The sequence below is a fragment of the Burkholderia sp. BCC1208 genome (assembly GCF_902833095.1).
GTDB lineage: Bacteria > Pseudomonadota > Gammaproteobacteria > Burkholderiales > Burkholderiaceae > Burkholderia.
Window position 1 is genome coordinate 114,183 of record NZ_CADFDY010000004.1, and the last position, 14,167, is coordinate 128,349.

The 14,167-nt window shown below is 68.0% G+C and carries 14 protein-coding genes and 1 tRNA gene; 1 reads left to right on the forward strand and 14 read right to left on the reverse strand.

What is annotated here, in order from left to right; genetic code table 11:
• The first annotated feature begins 4 nt into the window (after positions 1–4).
• Positions 5–1,153 (forward strand): rod shape-determining protein RodA, encoded by a 1,149-nt coding sequence (gene rodA, locus HWX09_RS10825; protein ID WP_027785751.1) that lies wholly within the window; start codon positions 5–7, stop codon positions 1,151–1,153.
• Between the two features lie 75 nt (positions 1,154–1,228).
• Here rodA and HWX09_RS10830 read toward each other — a convergent pair whose 3' ends face one another.
• From HWX09_RS10830 to def, 14 genes are all read right to left on the reverse strand, one after another.
• Positions 1,229–1,981, reverse strand: a complete 753-nt coding sequence (locus tag HWX09_RS10830) for a tetratricopeptide repeat protein (RefSeq protein ID WP_027785752.1) — start codon at positions 1,979–1,981, stop codon at positions 1,229–1,231.
• Complete coding sequence (locus tag HWX09_RS10835) at positions 1,978–2,763, reverse strand: aldolase/citrate lyase family protein (RefSeq protein WP_027785753.1); 786 nt, start codon at positions 2,761–2,763, stop codon at positions 1,978–1,980. The genes HWX09_RS10830 and HWX09_RS10835 overlap by 4 nt, the downstream gene beginning before the upstream one ends.
• A 327-nt stretch (positions 2,764–3,090) precedes the next feature.
• Positions 3,091–3,543, reverse strand: a complete 453-nt coding sequence (gene queD, locus HWX09_RS10840) for a 6-carboxytetrahydropterin synthase QueD (RefSeq protein WP_027785754.1) — start codon at positions 3,541–3,543, stop codon at positions 3,091–3,093.
• Positions 3,544–3,561: 18 nt separating this feature from the next.
• Positions 3,562–4,194 carry a 7-carboxy-7-deazaguanine synthase gene (gene queE / locus HWX09_RS10845; protein WP_027785755.1) on the reverse strand — a complete coding sequence of 211 codons (633 nt, stop codon included), beginning with the start codon at positions 4,192–4,194 and terminating at the stop codon, positions 3,562–3,564.
• Positions 4,195–4,269: 75 nt separating this feature from the next.
• A complete protein-coding gene (gene queC, locus HWX09_RS10850; RefSeq protein ID WP_027785756.1) occupies positions 4,270–5,004 on the reverse strand; it encodes a 7-cyano-7-deazaguanine synthase QueC in 735 nt (244 codons plus the stop codon).
• A gap of 350 nt (positions 5,005–5,354) precedes the next feature.
• Positions 5,355–5,430 (reverse strand) — tRNA-Phe (locus HWX09_RS10855).
• A 60-nt stretch (positions 5,431–5,490) separates the two neighbouring features.
• On the reverse strand, positions 5,491–6,192 hold the full coding sequence (gene esaR / locus HWX09_RS10860; protein WP_027785757.1) for a response regulator transcription factor EsaR: 702 nt from the start codon (positions 6,190–6,192) through the stop codon (positions 5,491–5,493).
• On the reverse strand, positions 6,193–8,607 hold the full coding sequence (esaS, locus tag HWX09_RS10865) for a sensor histidine kinase EsaS (RefSeq protein WP_027785758.1): 2,415 nt from the start codon (positions 8,605–8,607) through the stop codon (positions 6,193–6,195).
• The gene (locus tag HWX09_RS10870; protein ID WP_027785759.1) at positions 8,597–9,187 is read right to left on the reverse strand and encodes a DUF4390 domain-containing protein; all 591 of its coding nucleotides are present in this window, start codon (positions 9,185–9,187) and stop codon (positions 8,597–8,599) included. The genes esaS and HWX09_RS10870 overlap by 11 nt, the downstream gene beginning before the upstream one ends.
• A complete protein-coding gene (rsmB, locus tag HWX09_RS10875) occupies positions 9,184–10,575 on the reverse strand; it encodes a 16S rRNA (cytosine(967)-C(5))-methyltransferase RsmB (RefSeq protein ID WP_027785760.1) in 1,392 nt (463 codons plus the stop codon). Before rsmB ends, HWX09_RS10870 begins: the two co-directional genes overlap by 4 nt.
• A gap of 245 nt (positions 10,576–10,820) precedes the next feature.
• Positions 10,821–11,678 (reverse strand): zinc metalloprotease HtpX, encoded by an 858-nt coding sequence (gene htpX / locus HWX09_RS10880; protein WP_027785761.1) that lies wholly within the window; start codon positions 11,676–11,678, stop codon positions 10,821–10,823.
• Positions 11,679–11,776: 98 nt separating this feature from the next.
• Positions 11,777–12,418, reverse strand: a complete 642-nt coding sequence (locus tag HWX09_RS10885) for a LysE family translocator (RefSeq protein WP_027785762.1) — start codon at positions 12,416–12,418, stop codon at positions 11,777–11,779.
• A 117-nt stretch (positions 12,419–12,535) separates the two neighbouring features.
• Positions 12,536–13,519 carry a methionyl-tRNA formyltransferase gene (gene fmt / locus HWX09_RS10890; RefSeq protein ID WP_027785763.1) on the reverse strand — a complete coding sequence of 328 codons (984 nt, stop codon included), beginning with the start codon at positions 13,517–13,519 and terminating at the stop codon, positions 12,536–12,538.
• Positions 13,520–13,553: 34 nt separating this feature from the next.
• Positions 13,554–14,057, reverse strand: coding sequence for a peptide deformylase (def, locus tag HWX09_RS10895; protein ID WP_006477461.1), 504 nt, complete (start codon positions 14,055–14,057; stop codon positions 13,554–13,556).
• Positions 14,058–14,167 lie beyond the last annotated feature (110 nt).

Below are 14,167 nucleotides of genomic sequence, written 5' to 3' on the forward strand. Positions count from 1 at the left end.
AGGCATGCAATTCGACAAGCGCGCCTGGCTCGACAAGATCAAGCAGATGTTCGCGGGCTTCGACCGTCCGCTCGCCCTCATCGTGTTCCTGCTGCTGTGCGTCGGCATCGTCACGCTGTACAGCGCGGCGATCGACATGCCGGGCCGTGTCGAGGATCAACTGCGCAACATCCTGCTGACGTTCGTGCTGATGTGGGTGATCGCCAACATCCCGCCGACCACGCTGATGCGCTTCGCGGTCCCGCTCTACACGTTCGGGGTCGCGTTGCTGGTCGCGGTCGCGCTGTTCGGGATGACCAAGAAGGGGGCGAAGCGCTGGCTGAACGTCGGCGTCGTGATCCAGCCGTCCGAGATCCTCAAGATCGCGACGCCGCTGATGCTCGCGTGGTACTACCAGCGCCGCGAAGGCGGCCTGCGCTGGTACGACTTCGTCGCCGCGTTCGGGATCCTGCTGGTGCCGGTCGGGCTGATCGCGAAGCAGCCCGACCTCGGCACGGGCCTGCTCGTGTTCGCGGCCGGCTTCTTCGTGATCTATCTCGCCGGGCTGTCGTTCAAGCTGATCGTGCCGGTGCTCGTCGCGGGCGTGATCGCGGTCGGCTCGATCGCCGTGTTCGAAGAGCGCATCTGCCAGCCCGAAGTGCAGTGGCCGCTGATGCACGATTACCAGAAGCACCGCGTGTGCACGCTGCTCGACCCGACGTCCGACCCGCTCGGCAAGGGCTTCCACACGATCCAGGCCGTGATCGCGATCGGCTCGGGCGGCGTGCTCGGCAAGGGCTATCTGAAAGGCACGCAGGCGCACCTCGAATTCATTCCGGAGAAACACACCGACTTCATCTTCGCGGTGTTCTCGGAGGAATGGGGGCTCGCCGGCGGCCTCGTGCTGCTGACGCTGTACATGGCGCTGATCGCGCGCGGGCTCTACATCGCCGCGCAGGGCGCGACGCTGTTCGGCCGGCTGCTCGCGGGCTCGCTCACGCTCGCGTTCTTCGTCTACGCGTTCGTCAACATCGGGATGGTGAGCGGCGTGCTGCCGGTCGTCGGCGTGCCGCTGCCGTTCATGAGTTACGGCGGCACCGCGCTCACGACGCTCGGCATCGCGATCGGGATGATCATGAGCGTCGGGCGGCAGCGGCGGCTGATGAAGAGCTGAGCGCGCGGCCCGCACCACGGCACACGAAAACGGCGCCCGGCGCCGTTTTTCATTGGGGAAGCCGAATACGGCCGCTTACTGCGTCGGCGCGTGCGGCTTGCCTTGCTCCGCGCCGGCGCCCGATGCCGGCATCGGCGCCTTCAGCCGCGCGCTCAACTCCTTGAATTTCAGCCCGGCCGTCTCGTCGCCCTGCGCGGCCGCCGCCGCGTAATACGCGCGCGCGATGTTCAGGTTCTGCGCGACGCCGTCGCCGCCGCGTTCGTAGAACGAGGCGGTCACGTACTGCGCGATGGGCTCGCCCGCGTCGGCAGCCTGCTTGTACCACGCGAACGCCTGCCGGTTGTCGCGCGGCGTGCCGCGCCCGTCGAGGAACTGGTTCGCGAGCGACAGCTCGGCCTGCACGTGCCCCTGCTTCGCGGCCCGCAGGAACCAGCGATGCGCTTCGGCCGGGTTGCGCGCGACGAACTCGCCGTCGTCGAACATCCGGCCGTAGACGTACTGCGCATGCGACATGTTCGCGTCCGCCGCGCGCTTCAGCCAGCGCAACCCTTCATCGACGTTCGCCGTCACGCCTTCACCCGTCAGCAGCATCATCGCGTAGTTGAACTGCGCGAGGCGATCGCCGCGCTCGGCCGCATCGTGGAATTGCACCAGCGCCGCGCGATAGTCGCCGGCGTTGTAGTCGGCGACCGCCGATTGCGTCTCGTGCGACGGATCGGGCTTCGCTTGCGGCGCACCCTGCGCGGCCGCCGACGCACACACGGCCCACAGGCCGACCATCGCCCCGATCCGCGCGCGCCTGCGGCACGCACCGTCTGCGCCGTTCATGACCGTACCTCCTGCAACGCCTGCCGCGTCGCGCGCAACAGCCAGCTCACGTCGGCCGACACCGTGATCATCCGGTAGCCGGCCTCGCGATACTGGCGCGCGGCCGCCGTGTCGCCGGCGAAGATGCCGACCGCGACGCCGGCCTGCTTGCCGGCCGCGAGCACGCGCGCCATCGCGATTTCGACGTCCGGGTGGCGGATATCGCCAAGATGTCCGAGGCTCGCCGCGAGATCGGCCGGGCCGACGAACAGGCAATCGACGCCAGGCGTCGCCGCGATCCGCTCGACTTCGTCGACGCCGCGCGCCGATTCGACCTGCACGATCACCGCGACTTGCGCATTCGCCGTCTGCAGGTAGTCGCGGCGCATGCCGAACGCCGCCGCGCGCACCATGCCGGCCACCCCGCGCAGCCCGTCGGGCGATTCGGGCGACGGGAAGCGCGTGAGCCGCACTGCGTGCGCGGCGTCGTCGGGCGTCTCGATACACGGGAACATCAGCGTGCGCGCGCCGGCGTCGAGCGCGCGCTTCACGAGCCACGGCTCCCGCGCCGGCACGCGCACGACCGGCTCGCTCGGCAGGTGCGCCGCGGCGATCGCGCGCAGTTGCGACGCCACGTCGCGACTGTCGTTCGGCGCATGCTCCATGTCGATGCAGAGCCAGTCGTAACCGGCATGCGCGAGCGCTTCCGCGGCCGAGTCGCTGCCGAGCGACAGCCACAGGCCGTACAGCGGCTCGTCACCGTCGCGCAGGCGTTGTTTGAGGGAATTGGTGAGCGTGCTCATCGATACGGCCTCCGGAGCGGAACGGCAATCGAACGGGACAAGCAACAGGCGAAGCGAAACGCACGCCGCCGGGCAATCGAAGCATGGCGGCGGCGGCAGACCGCGCGCCGGAGAACGTGAGTCGGACCGAGCCAGCCGATCTGACAGCGCGAGCCGCGCAATGGCTCACACGAGCGTTTTTCGGTGCCGCACGACGATCATAGCGCGGCGGGGTGCTCAATGCGGGAACGGACGGGGGAGCCGTACCGGCACGGCGCGGAAGGCGAGGCGGCTGCAGTGACGGGCAGCCCGCGCCGGACGGCGGGGCTGCCTCGCGGGAAGGCGGGATCAGCGGCCGGGCTGGCGCTCGACGTCGGCCCAGCAGTTCGGCGTCTCGTACAGGCGCACGCGCTCGAGACGCAGGTTCACGCCGTAGTGCGCGTCGTACACGTTCGCGAGGAGGTCGAACGCGATCGCCGCGAGGTTCTCCACCGTCGGGATCCGGTCGAGCACGACCGTCTTGTGGTCGGCCATCTGCTCGAGGAACGAGCGCACGACCTCGTCGCGCGCATAGACCAGGAACGCGTGGTCCCACTTGCTGACGAGATGCTCGACCGCGAGCGCCTTCACGTCGGCGAAATCCATCACCATGCCGCGGTCGGGCGCCCCCTCGGTATCGACGAGATCGCCGCGCAGCGTGATTTCGAGCACGTAGCGATGGCCGTGCAGATTCCTGCACTGGCTGCGGTGATCGGGAATGCGGTGGCCCGCGTCGAATTCGAGTTTTCGGGTAATCAGCACGATGTCAAAAGCCGGGGCTCAGGGAATGTTCAGATATTTATGGGTCTGCATCGACAGCCGCCACTGCGGATGACGCTTGCACCAGTCGATCGCGAGCTTCGTATTGAGGTCACGCGACGGGCCGTCCATCGGCTGCACGAGAAAATACTCGAAATCGAGCTGCGCGTAGTCGGCCAGCCGCTGATTGTCCTGCGGAACGACGACCTTCAGTTCGTTGCCCTTCGTGACGACGAGCGGCGCATCGGCCTTCGGGCTCACGCAGATCCAGTCGATCGATTCGAGCACCGGCAGCGAACCGTTGGTCTCGATCGCGATCTCGAAGCCTGCCGCATGCAGCGCGTCGACGAGCGGCTGGTCGAGCTGCAGCATCGGCTCGCCGCCCGTGCAGACGACGAAGCGGTGCGCTTCGCCCTGCGGCCACAAGCCGGCGATCGTCGCGACCAGCGCCGCGGCGTCCTTGAACTTGCCGCCGTTCTCGCCGTCGGTGCCGACGAAGTCCGTATCGCAGAAGCGGCACACGGCCTCCGCACGATCCTCTTCGCGGCCCGACCACAGGTTGCAGCCGGCGAACCGGCAGAACACGGCCGGCCGGCCCGCATTCGCGCCCTCGCCCTGCAACGTGTAGAAAATTTCCTTGACCGCGTAAGTCATCGTGCTTCGTCCGGCTTGCGCCGCTCGTTGTCGATCAGAATCCGTTGTCCATCAAGCGCTGCCCGCGCAGCCGCGTCACAGCGGCGCTTCGGTCACCCGCTCGCCCTTCAGGTAGGCCTCGTAGCCGCGCTTGCGCAGCTTGCAGGCCGGGCATTCGCCGCAGCCGAAGCCCCAGTCGTGCAGTTCCGCGCGCTCGCCCACGTAGCACGTGTGCGTCTCGACCCGGATCAGTTCGACGAGCGCCTCGCCGCCAAGCTGTTCGGCGAGCTGCCAGGTCTGCGCCTTGTCGAGCCACATCAGCGGCGTCTCGAGCACCATGCGCGTGTCCATCCCGAGATTCAGCGCGACCTGCAGCGCCTTCATCGTGTCGTCGCGGCAGTCCGGATAGCCCGAAAAATCGGTCTCGCACATCCCGCCGACCAGCACGCGCAGCCCGCGGCGATAGGCGATCGCCGCGGCGATCGTCATGAACATCAGGTTGCGGCCCGGCACGAACGTGTTCGGCAGGCCGTTTGCCGTCGTCTCGATCTCGATCGTGCGCGTCATCGCGGTATCGCTGATCGCGCCGAGCACCGACAGGTCGATCATGTGATCGTCGCCGAGCCGGTCCGACCACGCGGGAAACTTGCGCTTCAGCGCTTCGCGCACGCCATCGCGACACTCGAGTTCGACGCGATGGCGCTGGCCGTAATCGAAGCCGAGCGTCTCGACCGTCTGATAGCGTTCGAGGGCCCAGGCCACGCACGTGGCGGAGTCCTGCCCGCCGGAAAACAACACGAGCGCGCCGTCTTTAGCGTCTGTCCGAATCACCGTGATACTCCGTGAATGTGTAGGCTCGCGTCGCACTGCGCCCCGAGGCCGGCTGCCGCCGGGCGGCCGACGCGGCCGGCCCGCGCCGGCTCGACCAGTATAGGCAGCGCGGTCGGCCGCGAATGCGGCGGCGCGCTTATACCGCCCATCGCGCGGCATCGTGGCCGCGCGCCACGGCAGGTGCGCCGTGGGCAGCCTGCCATGCGCATGAAGCGATGCGCTAAGTCATTGAGCGGGCACGGATTTTATCATGCCCCGGCGAATGCTGCCGGGCCCGCCGCCCACGACGCGCAATACCCACCACAAACGAAAAACCCCAAGAACCTTCCGATTCTTGGGGTTTTAAATGCTGGTGGCCTGGGACGGAATCGAACCATCGACACGCGGATTTTCAATCCGCTGCTCTACCAACTGAGCTACCGGGCCAACGAAGAATGAAAGTATATCGAGCTATCGGGCCCCGAGCAAGTGCTTTCGCAAAATATTTTACAGCGCGCCTTCGGGCGGCTTCTTGCCGAGCTCGACGCCGAGCTGCTTGAGCTTGCGATACAGGTGCGTGCGCTCGAGGCCCGTCTTCTCCGCGACGCGCGTCATGCTGCCGTTCTCGCGCGCGAGGTGATATTCGAAGTACGCACGCTCGAACGCATCGCGCGCTTCGCGCAACGGGATGTCGAACGGGATCGCGGCCGTCTGGCCCGCGAGGCCGAGCGCCGACGCCATGTCGTCGCCGAGCGTCGGCAGCGCCGCCGCCGACGCGACCGCCGCCGGCCCCGCGGCTTGCCCGCCACCCGCCTTCGCCGCCGCGTTGGCGGACACCGGCGCCGCGCCGCGTGCGAGACCGTGCTCGACGGACTTCAGCAACTTCTGCAGCGCGATCGGTTTCTCGAGGAAATCGAGCGCGCCGATCTTGGTCGCCTCAACTGCCGTATCGATCGTCGCGTGCCCCGACATCATGATCACGGGCATCGTCAGCAGCCCCTGCGCCGCCCATTCCTTGAGCAACGTGACGCCGTCGGTATCGGGCATCCAGATATCGAGCAGCACGAGATCGGGCGCCTGATTCAGCCGGTATTCCCGCGCGGCCTGCGCGTTCTCCGCCGCCTCGACGACATGTCCTTCATCGCTGAGGATCTCCGAGAGCAATTCCCGGATGCCCATTTCATCATCTACCACCAGGATGGTTGCCATTTACGCTGCCCTTGTCTGCTCACTTGCTTTTGTCTTGGCGGGAGTCGCCCCGTCCTGCGCACCGGGTTCGGCGCCTGGCGTATCGCTCGCCATCTGCAGGAAGAGGATCGACACCTGCGCACCCTCGACGGTCTCGCCGTGCATGCGATTGCGCAGATCGATCCGCGCGCCGTGCTCGTCAACGATTTTCTTGACCGTGGCCAGCCCGAGCCCCGTGCCCTTCGCCTTCGTCGTCACGTAAGGCTCGAACGCGCGCGTCAGGATGCGTGCCGGAAAACCGGGCCCGTTGTCGGACACGGTCAGACGTACCGCGACGTGCGTTTTGCCTTCGGCGTCGGGATCGCCATATTCTACTGTCTTGGTTTCGATCAACACACGCGGATGCGCGGACTCCGCAACCGAATCCTGCGCATTCTGCAGCAGGTTGTGGATCACCTGGCGCAATTGCGTCGCGTCGCCGCGAATCACCGGCAGCGACGGCGCGAGCTCGGCGACGATCGGGCTCTTGCCTTCGCCGACGCCGTACAGCCCGAGCACCTCGCTCGCCAGTTCGTTCAACTGCAGGTTCGCGAGCACCGCCGGCGGCGTGCGCGCGTATTCGCGGAAATCGTCGACCATCCGCTTCATCGCGGCCACCTGGTTCACGATCATCGTCGCGCCGCGCTTGAGCACGTCCGCGTCGGACGGTGCGAGCTTGTCGGACAGCTTCATCTGCAGCCGCTCGGCCGACAGCTGGATCGGCGTCAGCGGATTCTTGATCTCGTGCGCGAGCCGCCGCGCGACCTCGCCCCACGCGACCGAACGCTGCGCGGAAATCACGTCGGAGATGTCGTCGAACACGACGACGTAGCCGGACGTCTGCGGATCGTCGGCCTGCCCCTCGACCGTCGACACGAGACGCGTGCCGCGCACGAGCAGCGTCAGCGGCTCGGTTTCGCCCGGCACCTCGATCGCGAACTGCTGCTGCCAGTGGCCGCGATCGCCGCTGCCGCCGTCGGACGCCGCCTCGCGATCGGCGAACGCCTTGCGCACCATCGCGCCGAACCCGGCGGCCACGCCGATCCGGTCGAGCGTCGCACCGATCAGCGCGTTGAACGGCTGCCGGAAGATCCGCTCGGCGCCGCGGTTAGCCGTCGTCAGCCGGAACTGGCGGTCGAGCACGAACACGCCGGCCGTCAGGTTCGCGAGGATGCTCTCGAGATACGTCTTCGAATGCTCGAGCGCGATGCGGTTCTTCTCGACCGCGAGCCGCGCCTCGGACAACTGGCGCGTCATCGCATTGAACGACTGCGTGAGGAAGCCGAGCTCGTCGCGCGTCTTGATCTCGCGCTTGGGCGTGTAATCGCCTTCCGTGATCTCCTTCGTGCCCTGCGCGAGCAGGAACAGCGGCCGTGCGAGCTGCTGGCCGAGTGCGAGCGCGAGCATCATCGCGATGAAGGTCGCGAGGAACAGCGCGAGCGTCAGCGTGCCGATGTACATCTTGCGCAGCCCCGTGCGGCCGAGCGACTTTTCCTGGTACTCGCGGTACGCGCGCTGCACGGCGTCCGCGTTGTGCGCGAGCGTGGGCGGCACCGGCTGCGTGAGCTGCAGGAATCGCTCCGCCGGCTGCAGCAGCGACGTCGTCGCATCGGGAATCGGCCGCACGACGCGCAGCCGCAGCGCGCCCTTCGCGCCGTGCGCGCGCGGGTCGCCGTCGACTTCGCCCTCGATCGCCGCATACGCGCCGTGTTCGCGCGCCTGGCTCAGCATCAGCGGCGTCGGCAGGTCGTCCGGAATCAGCGCCGCGAAATTGCCCGACGCCTGCGCGACGATGTGCAGGTCGGGCGCCGCGCCCGAGCCGCCGCGGCTCGGCTCGACGATCGTCGCGTCCTGCACGCCGAACTGGTCGCGCAGCCGCAGCAGCGTGAGCGTCGTGCCGTTCGTGTTCGCATCGACGCTCGCGAGCTGGTCGGACATCATCCGCGCCTTCGTCTGCAGATCGGACAGCGACGCGTCGAGCATCCCGCGGCCGAGGTTCAGCCCGGCCGTCAGCGCCGTCTCGACGTTCACGTCGAACCACGACTCGATACTGCGCGACACGAACTGGTACGACACGACGTAGATGATCCCGCCCGGCACCACGCCGACGAGCGCGAAGAACACCGCGAGCTTCGCGAGCAGCCGCGTGCCGAACTTGCCCTTCCTCAGGCGCACGACGATCATCCCGATCAGCCCGAGCACCACGAGCAGGAACACGAGCGCGACGACGATGTTCGTCGCGTACAGCCACGAGTAGTAGCGGTCGAAGAATTCGGTGTTCGCGCTCGCGGCCGCGAGCAGCACGAGCAGCAGCAGTGCGGTCAGCGCGACGGTCGAGACGATCACGCGGATGAGGAGGCTCTTCCCGCTGGCGGCGCGGCGTACTTTATTTAGCACGTTCGGTCACCGTGAAGGTAAAGCGCTTCCAGTCCGACCCGAGCGTCCAGTCGCGATTGTTCACCGCATCGACCTGGAACGGCTTCGGCATCAGCGCCGTATCGAGCTGCATCCGCACCGACGCCGTGTAGGTTTCGCCCGCGCGCACCTGGTTGCGGTCGATCACGTGCCACGACGTGATGTGACGGACCACCGCGAGCGCATCCTTCAGCGACGGGAAGCCGAGCTGCAGGCCGCCCGTCGACACGCGGTACTCGCGCGTGAGCGGCTGGAACGACAGGCGGATGGTCTGCGTGACCGCCACCGGCTGCTCGTCGAACCAGTACCAGCGCGCGCGGCTCAGTTCGAAGTCAGTCGTGAAGTAAAGCGGGATGCCCTTGTTGACGGCATCCTCGAGGTTCGGATTCAGCTCGAAGTCGAAACGCGCGTCCAGGCTCCAGCCGCTTCCGTCGGACTGGAGCGACGCGCGCTGCACGGCGATCGATTCGGCATGCGCCGGCCGGACGATGACCAGGCACAGCGTCAACGCGACGAGCAAGACGGCCGCGAGCCGAAATGGAAAAAGGTGTTTGATCGTCACCGTTTCTGAAACCGCGCGTAGAAAAATCCGTCGTGATCGGTGTTCTGGTCGAGTGCGCCGGCGGCCGCCCGTCCCTGCACGCCGCCCGGCAGCAGCTGGCCAGGGGCGTCCAATCGTACCGCATCTTCGCAGGCCGCTTCAAACCAGCGGGCCTGCAATTCGCCTTCCTCGGGGAAGATCGAACAGGTCACGTAAAGCAGTTCGCCGCCCGGCTTCACGAGCGGCCACAACGCCGACAGGATGCGACGCTGCTCCGCGACGAGCGCCGGGATGTCGGCCTCGCGGCGCAGCCAGCGGATGTCGGGGTGCCGCCGCACGATGCCGGACGCCGAGCACGGCACGTCGGCCAGGATGCGATCGAACGGGCGCCCGTCGTACCACGCATCCGGCGCGCCGGCGTCGCCGACGCACACGTTCGCCGCGAGCGACAGGCGCACGAGATTCTCGCCGATGCGCGCCGCGCGCGTCGCGTCGCTTTCGAGCGCCACGACGTCCGCATCGGCGAGTTCGAGAATATGGCCGGTCTTGCCGCCGGGCGCCGCGCACGCGTCGAGCACGCGCATGCCGTCGCGCGCGCCGAGCCATTCGGCCGCGAGCTGCGCGCCGGCGTCCTGCACCGACACCACGCCGTCGGCGAACCCCGGAATGCGATCCACCGGCAGCGCCGAGGCGAGCCGCACCGCATGCCGGCCGATCGCGGTCGCGTCGATCCCGCTTGCACGCAACGTGTCGAGATACGCATCGACGCTCGCGCGACGCGCATTCACGCGCAGCGTCAGCGGCCCCTGACGCTCGCCGGCCGCGAGGATCGCCTGCCACGCGTCGGGCCATGCGCGCTTCACCGCATCGACCCACCACGCGCGGTAGTTCCAGTGCGCGACCGGGTCGTCCTGCATCGCCGCGACGAGTGCGTCGCGCTCGCGCAGGAAACGGCGCAGCACCGCGTTGACCATCCCCTTCGCGAACGCGAATTCGCGCCGCGCGCCGATGACGGTGACGGCCTGGTCGACCACCGTGAACGCCGGGTACGCGGCGGCGTCAGGCGGGTCGAGCAGCAGCGCGAACGCGCAGGCGAGCACCGCGTGCACGTGCGCGGGCGGCGCCTTGCTGACGAACTTGCCGATCAGCCAGTCCGCGCTGCCGAGGCGGCGCATCGTCCGGTAGGCGACGTCCTGCGTCGCGCCGCGCGCGTGCGCCTGCGCACCGGGCGGCATCTGCGCGAATACCGCCGACAGTGCCGCCGGCAACGCGGTGCCGCGTCGCACCGCATCGACCGCCTGCGCGGCCGCGTCGAGCGCGAAGCCGAGCGAATCGGACGCCAGGTGCAGCGCAGTCAGGCGCGCCGGGCGGCCGGAAGAAGTCGGAGCGGAAGAACGGGGTCGTGTCATCGGTACGGAATCGGCAAACAGGCGCCGCAATCGGGTGCGGCAAGCAAATGCGGCAAACGGCGGCGGCAAACGGCGGGATCGCAGCCGCCACATGGCCCGGCGATCCCAAACCGCGCATTGTAGCGTGCGGCCATGCCGCCCCTTTGGCCCCTTTACGGCGCGCACAAACGAAACACCCCGCAGCGCGAAGCATGCGGGGTGGCGAAGCGGCCTGCGCGCGGCAACGGCCGCGCGGTACGCCAGGGTCAATCGAAGCGGCCGGTGCGCGCCATCTCCATCAGGCGCGCGATGCGCTCCTCGGTGGCCGGGTGCGTCGAGAACAGGTTCTGCAGGCCGCCGCCGTGCAGCGGATTCATGATCATCATCTGCGCGGTGGCCGGATGCGCCTCGGCCGCCTGGAACGGGATGCCCGCCGCATAACGATGGATCTTGTCGAGTGCGGTGGCCAGCGACTGCGGATCGCCGGAAATCTGCGCGCCGCCGCGGTCGGCCTCGAACTCGCGGGCCCGCGAAATCGCCATCTGGATCAGCGCGCCGGCGATCGGGGCGAGCAGCGCGACCGCGATACCCGCGATCGGGTTGGCCGGCCGGCCGTTCTCGTCGCGCCCGCCAAAAAACATCGCGAAGTTCGCGAGCGCCGAGATCGCGCCCGCCATCGTCGCGGTGATCGTCGAGATCAGAATGTCGCGGTGCTTCACGTGCGCGAGCTCGTGCGCCATCACGCCGCGCATCTCGCGCTCCGACAGCACGCGCAGGATGCCCGTCGTCGCGGCGACCGCCGCGTGCTCGGGGTTGCGGCCCGTCGCGAACGCGTTCGGCGCGTCCTCGTTGATCAGGTACACACGCGGCATCGGCAGATTCGCGCGCGTGGCCAGCTCGCGCACCATCCGGTAGAACTGCGGCGCCGTGTTCTCGTCGACTTCCTGCGCGTTGTACATGCGCAGCACCATCTTGTCGGAGAACCAGTACGAGAAGAAATTCATGCCGAGCGCGAACAGCAGCGCGATCGCCATGCCGCGCGAGCCGCCGATCATCCCGCCGATCACGATGAACAGGGCCGTGATCCCGGCCATCAGCATCGCCGTTTTGACCCAATTGAACATACCCACTCCTTATCCGTCAGGGGACCGCCGCGCATGACAGCGCACGGCGGAAATTGTAAGCGATTTGTTAGATAAGGTCTTGTCGGAAAAATTCAATCTCAGCGTTGCGAGCTTGCAAGACGAAGGCCGAGGCCGACGAAAGCGCTGCCGACCGTGCGGTCGAGCCACTTCTTGACGCCCGGCTTGCCGGCAAAGCGCTGCGTGACGCTGCCTGCCACCCACGCAACGAGGCTCGTCCAGACCGTGCTCATCGCGACGAACACCGCGCCGAGGGTCAGGAATGCCCAGGCCTTGTGCGGACTGTCGGCCGACACGAACTGCGGGAAGAACGACACGAAGAACAGCACGACCTTCGGATTCAGCACGTTGGTCCAGAAACCCTGCATGAACAGCTGGCGCAGCGGCTTGGCGGCCGCGGCCTGCGCGGCTTCGGCGCCCGACGGCGCGGCGGGCTGCTTCGCGATGATCATCCGCACGCCGAGATAGATCAGGTATGCGGCGCCGACCAGCTTGATCACCGTGAACGCGGTTGCCGACGCCGCCAGCAGCGCGGTCAGGCCGAATGCACATGCGAGCGCGTGGACGCAGCAGCCGGCCGAAATACCGAACGCCGACATCAGCCCCGCGCCGCGCCCCTGCGCGACGCTGCGGCCGATGATGTAGGCCGTATCGGGGCCGGGCGTGAGGTTCAGCAGGAAAACCGCGAACACGAAGAAACCGAAATGGACGATGCCGAACATGAAAACCTCGAAACCGGAGAGTGCAGGGAAATTCTACGCGTGCCGGCGGCCCCGCGCGACTCGGCCGTCCGGCCAGTTGCGCGGGGCCGGCGAACCGGGTCGAATGGCGCTCAGGCGTCAGTCAGCGTCGGGTAGCGCGAAACGCTGGCCCGCGGCGAGCGGCGAACCGGCGAGGAATTCGCGTGCGGGCAGCCGCTTGCCGCCCGGCTTCTGCAGCTGCGTGACGCGCAGCGCGCCGCTGCCGCATGCGACCACCACGCCTTCCGGCGCGGCCTCGACGATCGTGCCGGGCGCCGCGTCGCCGCGCGCCGCCACGGGCTCGGCCGCCCACAGCTTGATGGCTGCACCGTCGAGCGTCGCGACGCCGCCCGGGAACGGATCGAACGCACGCACCTGGCGCGCAAGTACGTCGGCAGGCTTGCGCCAGTCGAGCGCCGCTTCGTGCTTGCCGATCTTTTCCGCGTAGCTCACGCCGTCGGCCGGCTGCGGCGTCGCCGGCAGCGTGCCGTCGCGCTCGAGCCGCACGAGCGCGTCGACGATCAGTCGCGCGCCGTCGGCGGCGAGCCGGTCGTGCAGCGTCGCGGTCGTATCGTCGGGCGCGATCGCGATGCGCGCCTCCTCGATCATCGCGCCGGTGTCGAGGCCGACATCCATCTGCATCAGCGTGACGCCCGTCTCGGCGTCGCCGGCTTCGATCGCGCGATGGATCGGCGCCGCGCCGCGCCAGCGCGGCAGCAGCGACGCGTGGATGTTGATGCAGCCGGCGCGCGGGATGTCGAGCACTTCCTGCGGCAGCAGCAGGCCGTACGCGGCCACCACCATCACGTCGTGCGGCGTCGTGCGCAGCAGCTCGATCGCGTCGGCCGCCTCCGCCGGATACTTGCCCGCGCGGCGCAGCGACGGCGGCTGCGCGACCGTCATCCCGTGCTCGACGGCGTAGCGCTTCACGGCGCTCGCCTGGAGTTTCATCCCGCGGCCGGCCGGGCGATCGGGCTGGGTGAGCACGAGCGGCACCGGGAAACCGGCCTCGTGGATCGCGGCAAGGGCAGCCGCGGCGAATTCCGGCGTGCCGGCAAAAATCACGCGCAACGTATGGGTCATGACAGCGTTCGGAGTCGGGCTGGGCGTACGCGCATCACATCGCGCGTTCGAGTTTCTTCATCTTCGTCTTGATGCGCGTCTGCTTGAGCGGCGACAGGTATTCGACGAATACGCGACCCATCAGGTGATCCATCTCGTGCTGAACGCACACGGCGAGCAGCCCTTCGCAGTCGAGCTCGAAAGTCTCGCCCTGCTCGTTGAGCGCGCGCACGCGCACGTGATCGGGGCGTTCGACTTCGTCGTAGATGCCGGGCACCGACAGGCAACCCTCTTCATAAATCTGCTTCGCGTCGCTCGACCACACGATCTCCGGGTTGATGAACGCGCGCAGTTCGTTCTTCTCCTCGGAGACGTCGATCACGATCACGCGCTCGTGCACGTCGACCTGCGTGGCCGCCAGGCCGATGCCGGGCGCCGCGTACATGGTCTCGGCCATGTCGGCGACGAGCTTGCGGATTCGGTCGTCGACCTTGTCGACGGGTTTGGCGACCTTGTGCAGCCGCTTGTCGGGGTAATGAAGAATATTGAGCAAAGCCATGGTGTTCGGTATTCGGTGAAGCGGCGTGCCGCATCGGCCATCCGGCCGGCTGGCGCCGCCGCCGGGATGCAATGAAGATGAGGCGGATGCGTGGCATATCAATGCCGCGG